Annotated in this window: 5 protein-coding genes and 2 rRNA genes; 5 read left to right on the forward strand and 2 right to left on the reverse strand. The window is 35.5% G+C overall.

The window, feature by feature from the left end; translation table 11 throughout:
- Positions 1–88 precede the first annotated feature (88 nt).
- The 5 genes from ACF91D_RS21545 to ilvA are packed head-to-tail and all read left to right on the forward strand — an operon-like array spanning position 89 to position 5,920.
- Complete coding sequence (locus ACF91D_RS21545) at positions 89–1,624, forward strand: 2-isopropylmalate synthase (RefSeq protein WP_107527506.1); 1,536 nt, start codon at positions 89–91, stop codon at positions 1,622–1,624.
- Positions 1,621–2,661, forward strand: a complete 1,041-nt coding sequence (leuB, locus tag ACF91D_RS21550) for a 3-isopropylmalate dehydrogenase (RefSeq protein WP_042739423.1) — start codon at positions 1,621–1,623, stop codon at positions 2,659–2,661. Before ACF91D_RS21545 ends, leuB begins: the two co-directional genes overlap by 4 nt.
- 16 nt (positions 2,662–2,677) lie before the next feature.
- Positions 2,678–4,048, forward strand: a complete 1,371-nt coding sequence (gene leuC, locus ACF91D_RS21555) for a 3-isopropylmalate dehydratase large subunit (RefSeq protein ID WP_042739424.1) — start codon at positions 2,678–2,680, stop codon at positions 4,046–4,048.
- 1 nt (position 4,049) lies between these two features.
- Positions 4,050–4,625: a 3-isopropylmalate dehydratase small subunit gene (leuD, locus tag ACF91D_RS21560; protein WP_042739425.1), complete on the forward strand. Its 576-nt coding sequence runs from the start codon at positions 4,050–4,052 to the stop codon at positions 4,623–4,625.
- A gap of 26 nt (positions 4,626–4,651) precedes the next feature.
- The gene (gene ilvA, locus ACF91D_RS21565) at positions 4,652–5,920 is read left to right on the forward strand and encodes a threonine ammonia-lyase IlvA (RefSeq protein WP_042739426.1); all 1,269 of its coding nucleotides are present in this window, start codon (positions 4,652–4,654) and stop codon (positions 5,918–5,920) included.
- Between the two features lie 541 nt (positions 5,921–6,461).
- On the opposite strand, the gene rrf is transcribed toward ilvA, so the two are convergent.
- Both rrf and ACF91D_RS21575 read right to left on the reverse strand, forming a co-directional pair.
- Positions 6,462–6,576, reverse strand: a 5S ribosomal RNA gene (gene rrf / locus ACF91D_RS21570).
- 78 nt (positions 6,577–6,654) lie between these two features.
- A 23S ribosomal RNA gene (locus ACF91D_RS21575) occupies positions 6,655–6,831 on the reverse strand; the annotation flags it as partial.

Raw genomic sequence — 6,831 nt, forward strand, 5'->3', positions numbered from 1 at the left:
CATTACGATTGAATAAAGCGACTATAAAACCTTCAGGGGATGCTATTTAATTATCAATAATTACAACAAATGTTAGGAGATGTTTAAAATGAGTAGCCATATTCAAATTTTTGATACAACACTAAGAGACGGCGAGCAAACACCTGGGGTTAACTTCTCTTTCGACGAACGACTAAAGATTGCAAAGCAATTAGAAAAATGGGGCGTCGATATAATTGAAGCAGGATTTCCTGCATCAAGTTCAGGCAGTTTTGCATCAGTTGAAGCTATTTCAAAAGCTTTAACAACAACAGCAGTTTGTGGACTAGCACGTTGCGTAAAATCCGATATAGACGCAGTTTATGAAGCAACTAAAGAAGCCGCTAAACCAAGAATACACATATTTATCGCAACTAGCCCCATCCACCGCGACTCAAAACTAATGATGACTAAAGAAGAAGTATTAGCTTCTATTAAAGAACATGTAACTTACGCAAAGCAATTCTTCGAAGTTGTTCAATTTTCACCTGAGGACGCGACAAGAACAGAGTTACCATTCTTAATCGAATGTGTACAAACAGCTGTTGATTCTGGTGCCACTGTTATCAATATCCCAGATACTGTAGGTTTCAGTTATCCTTCAGAATATGGTCAAATTTTTAAAACACTTCTAGATCAAATTAAAACAAATCAAGATGTAATTTACAGTGCACATTGCCATGATGACTTAGGTTTAGCTGTTGCTAACAGTATGGCCGCTATTGAAAATGGTGCTAAACGAATTGAAGGCACCTTAAATGGTATTGGGGAACGTGCAGGTAATACAGCTTTAGAAGAAGTTGCACTTGGCCTTTACGTTCGACAAGATCATTACAATAACCAAACACAAATTAAACTTGCTGAAACTAAACAAACTTCAGATTTAATTTCAAGATTTGCCGGTATTCGAGTCCCAAGAAACAAAGCAATTGTTGGTCAAAATGCATTTAGCCATGAATCAGGAATCCATCAAGACGGTGTTCTAAAGAATCCTGAAACATACGAAATTATGACACCACAATTAGTTGGCGTTGATACTACAGAACTTCCACTTGGAAAGCTTTCAGGTAAGCATGCATTTGCAGAAAAATTAATTGCGCTTGGATATGACGTTTCTCCTGAAGAACAAAAAGTATTATTTAAGCAGTTCAAAGCAATTGCTGACAAGAAAAAATCTGTTACCGATAGAGATATCCACGCATTAATTCAAGGTACTGAGCACGAACAAAATGCAATTTATCAAGTCGAGACATTGCAATTACAATTTGTCTCAAGTGGATTACAAAGTGCAGTAGTAGTCATTAAAGACAACGAAGGTAATACCTATCAAGATTCAAGTATTGGTACAGGTTCAATCGTTTCCATCTATAATGCAGTTGATAGAATATTTAAGAAGGAAACAGAACTAATTGATTATACTATCGATTCTGTTACAGAAGGTACTGATGCACAAGGTGAAGTACACGTACAACTTAAAATTAATGACCAGATTGTCACTGGTGTTGGCATCGACCATGATATCCTACTTGCATCATGTAAAGCTTATGTAGAAGCTCATGCAAAATATGCAGCTAATACATCTAAGAAAGAAGGTATACATTCATGAGTTACAAAATAGTAGCATTGCCAGGTGACGGAATTGGTCCTGAAATTTTAAATGGTTCATTAGAAGTCTTAGAAAAATTAAGTGAACAATTCAATTTCGATTATGAGATCGAAAGTCACGACTTTGGTGGTATCGCTATCGATAATCATGGCAAACCACTTCCAGAAACAACATTAACCGCTTGTAAAAATGCAGATGCAATCTTACTAGGTGCTGTGGGGGGACCTAAGTGGACAGATCCAAATAATAGGCCTGAGCAAGGTTTATTAGGTATACGTAAAGCATTGGGTCTATTTGCTAATATTCGCCCCACTACAGTAACAAATGGCACAAGCCATTTATCCCCTATCAAAGAAGAACGCGTAGCAGGAACAGATTTTATTTTAGTAAGAGAGCTAACTGGAGGTATCTACTTCGGTGAGCCAAAACATTGGAATGACGAATCAGCACTAGACTCTTTAACTTATAGTCGTGATGAAATTGAGCGCATTGCTAGAGTTGGATTTGATTTAGCACAGAAACGTCATAAAAAACTTACTTCTGTAGATAAAGAAAATGTTTTATCTTCTAGTAAATTGTGGCGTAAAGTCATAGATGAAGTGGCGAAAGATTATCCTGAGGTTGAAGTAAATCATTTATTAGTGGATGCTTGCGCAATGCATTTAATTACCAACCCATCTCAATTTGATGTCATCGTTACTGAAAACTTATTCGGTGATATTTTAAGTGATGAAGCTTCAGTTATTCCTGGTTCTTTAGGTCTTTCACCTTCTGCTAGCTTTAGTGAACAAGGCCCAAGACTTTATGAACCCATTCATGGTTCAGCGCCTGATATCGCCAATCAAGATAAGGCTAATCCATTTGGAATGCTACTTTCAGTTGTAATGTGTTTACGAGAGAGTCTTAATGAAAATGAAGCAGCTACAAAACTTGAAACTGTAATTTATCAATTGATTAAAGAAGGCAAGACAACCCAAGACCTAAATGGTCATTATAAAACATCTGAAATATTTAATTTTGTAAAAGAAAATCTATAAAAGGAGGAGATGTCATATGGGTAAAACACTATTTGATAAAGTTTGGAATAAACATGTCTTAACTGGTAAAGAAGGTGACCCACAGTTATTATACATTGATTTACATCTAATACATGAAGTTACATCTCCTCAGGCATTTGAAGGTTTGCGTCTTCAAAATCGTAAACTACGTCGTCCGGATTTAACGTACGCGACACTTGATCATAACGTACCAACAATAGATATTTTTAACATTAAGGATGAGATTGCAAACAAACAAATTACAACTTTGCAAAAAAATGCTAAAGAGTTTGGTGTTCATATATTTGATATGGGTTCTGACGAACAAGGTATAGTGCATATGGTTGGACCAGAAACAGGATTAACTCAACCTGGTAAAACAATCGTATGTGGCGATTCTCACACTGCAACACATGGTGCATTTGGCGCTATTGCATTTGGAATCGGTACAAGTGAAGTTGAACATGTTTTTGCAACTCAAACACTTTGGCAAACTAAACCAAAAAATTTAAAAATTGACGTTACAGGGAAACTTCCTACTGGTGTTTATGCTAAGGATATCATTCTCTATCTTATTAGTCAGTACGGTGTTGACTTTGGAACGGGTTATGCATTGGAATTTACTGGTGAGACAATTCGATCACTTTCTATGGAAGCGCGTATGACGATTTGTAACATGGCCATTGAGGCCGGTGCAAAATATGGCATGATGCAACCAGATGATATTACTTTTGAATATGTAAAAGGTCGTCCTTATGCAACTAATTATGAATATTCAATAGATGAGTGGAAAGAGCTTTACACAGATGATGATGCACAATTTGACAAAGTTATCACTTTAGATGTTACAAATTTAGAACCACAAGTTACTTGGGGAACAAATCCAGAAATGGGAGTGAGTTTCAATGAACCTTTCCCAGAAATTCAAAATGTTAACGATGAACGTGCATATAATTATATGGATTTGAAACCAGGTCAAAAAGCTGAAGATATTGAACTTGGTTATGTGTTCTTAGGTTCATGTACTAATGCAAGACTATCAGACCTAGTTGAAGCTAGTGAAATTGTCAAAGGTAATAAAGTACATCCAAATATTACCGCTATTGTTGTGCCTGGTTCACGTACTGTAAAAATTGAAGCTGAAAAGCTAGGTCTAGATAAAGTCTTTAAAGATGCAGGATTTGATTGGAGAGAACCTGGTTGTTCAATGTGTTTAGGTATGAATCCGGATCAAGTTCCTACCGGTGTACACTGTGCTTCAACGAGTAACCGAAACTTTGAAGGTAGACAAGGTAAAGGTGCGAGAACACATCTCGTCTCCCCTGCTATGGCTGCAGCAGCTGCTATAAATGGTAAATTCGTAGATGTAAGAAAGGTAGTTGTTTAATATGGAAATCAAACCGATTACTACTTATACAGGAAAGGTTGTACCATTATTTAATGATAATATTGATACAGATCAAATTATTCCTAAAGCACATTTGAAACGAATTTCAAAAACAGGGTTTGGACCATTTGCTTTCGATGAATGGCGCTATTTAGATGACGGTTCTGATAATCCAGACTTTAATCCAAATAAACCAGAGTATCAAGGTGCGAGCATTTTGATTACTGGTGATAACTTTGGTTGTGGTTCAAGTCGTGAACATGCAGCATGGGCACTAAAAGATTACGGATTTGATATTATTATTGCAGGTGGTTATAGTGATATTTTCTATATGAATTGTACTAAGAACGCCATGTTGCCTATCGTTCTAGATGAGCCTGCAAGAAAATATCTAGCAGAAGCTAAAGAAATTACTGTAGATTTACCTAATCAAACCGTTTATACATCAGAAAAATCATTCCACTTTGATATTGATGATACTTGGAAAAATAAACTTGTTAAAGGTTTAGATGATATAGCAATTACTTTAGAATATGAAGAACAAATTAAATCTTATGAAAAAACAAAAACATTTTAATCTTATTAAATAAAGGTGTGAAACTTATGACTGTAAAAACAACTGTTTCTTCTAAAGATATTGATGAAGCTTTCTTACAATTAAAAGATATAGTGAAAGAAACCCCTCTTCAAAAAGATCATTATCTCTCTCATAAATATGAGTGCGATGTATATTTAAAACGTGAAGACTTACAATGGGTACGTTCTTTCAAATTAAGAGGCGCATATAATGCAATCATTACTTTAAAAGAAGAAGAACGACAAAATGGAATTACTTGTGCAAGTGCAGGTAATCATGCTCAGGGCGTAGCGTTTACTGCTAGCAAATTAAATTTAAATGCAGTAATCTTTATGCCTGTGACGACACCACTACAAAAAATTAACCAAGTTAAATTTTTCGGTGGTACAAATGTAGAAGTCGTTCTTACAGGTGATACTTTTGATGATTGCTTGAAAGAAGCACTTACCTATACACAAGAACATCAAATGAACTTTATTGATCCTTTTAATAATATATATACAATTGCAGGACAAGGTACACTTGCAAAGGAAATCCTTAATCAATCTAAAGAAGATAATGTCAAATTTGATTACTTATTTGCAGCAATTGGTGGTGGCGGTTTAATTTCAGGTGTTGGCACATACTTTAAAGAACATTCACCTAACACATCCATTGTTGGTGTTGAACCAGCTGGAGCTAGTAGTATGTATGCCTCTGTTGTATTAGAAAATCAAATCGTAACATTACCTAATATTGATAAGTTTGTCGATGGCGCTTCAGTTGCACGTGTCGGTGAAATCACTTATGACATTGCAAAAAATGTTGTAGATGATTATGTTCAAGTACATGAAGGTGCTGTGTGTAGCACAATTTTAGATATGTACTCAAAACAGGCAATTATTGCAGAACCAGCAGGTGCATTAAGTGTAAGTGCCTTAGAACAATACAAATCAGAAATCAAAGGAAAATCAGTTGTTTGTGTCGTTAGTGGTGGTAACAATGACATCAATAGAATGAAAGAAATCGAAGAACGTTCATTACTCTTCGAAGAGATGAAACACTATTTCATCTTGAACTTTCCACAAAGACCAGGTGCATTAAGAGAATTTGTAAATGATGTATTAGGTCCAAAAGATGATATCACAAAATTTGAATACTTAAAAAAATCATCACAAAATACAGGTACGGTTATTATTGGTATACAACTTTATGAACATAACGATTTAGATCAACTTAAAGCCAATGTAGATGATTTTGATCCTTCAAATATTTATATTAACGAAAATAAAATGCTTTACTCACTTCTTATTTAATACTAATTAGCGTTTTTTCATAAAAAGAGCAATCATTTCAATATAAATGATTGCTCTTTTTAATTTACATAAATCATTTTTATAGTAACATTGGTTTTTAATACCTTTTACTTTCTTATAGTGATTGCGAAGTTAAGGTCCTTGGATATAAAAAAAAGAGACCTTGCGGTCTCTACTTGCCTGTAAAGTACCACTTATTACATTTGTTTTTATGACATCATATCTATTAATCTATGATGAAAGATTTCTATTTTCTGATTTTTAGTTTAGTGGTACTTATATAAGCGCTTTAACGCTTATATTCCACTTACCATACTCTTGCGGAACGTAAGTCTGCTACCATCGGCGCTAAGGCGCTTTTCTGACATGTAGCCAAGCGCTCGCATCTTTCCTCATTTTCTCTTTCTCCTCTTTCACTTACCACGCGTAAGTTCAAGTCGTCGTTCGCTCAATTCGTCAGCTTCAAACGCTTTCTACTTGTCAGAGTATTCAGAAGTTAAGCTCTTTTAAAGCAAAAAAAGAGACCTTGCGGTCTCTACTTGCCTGGCAACGTCCTACTCTTGCGGAACGTAAGTCCGACTACCATCGGCGCTAAGGAGCTTAACTTCTGTGTTCGGCATGGGAACAGGTGTGACCTCCTTGCCATTGTCACCAGACAATGAAATGTATTAAATTATACATTCAAAACTAGATAGTAAGTAAAATATCATTACCAATCAAAACGGTTTATAAAATTGATTAAGTCTTCGATCGATTAGTATTCGTCAGCTCCACGTATCGCTACGCTTCCACCTCGAACCTATTAACCTCATCATCTTTGAGGGATCTTATAACCGAAGTTGGGAAATCTCATCTTGAGGGGGGCTTCATGCTTAGATGCTTTCAGCACTTATCCCGTCCATACATAGCTA

Source organism: Staphylococcus sp. 231237_7MaSpsaltlick, from assembly GCF_043107035.1.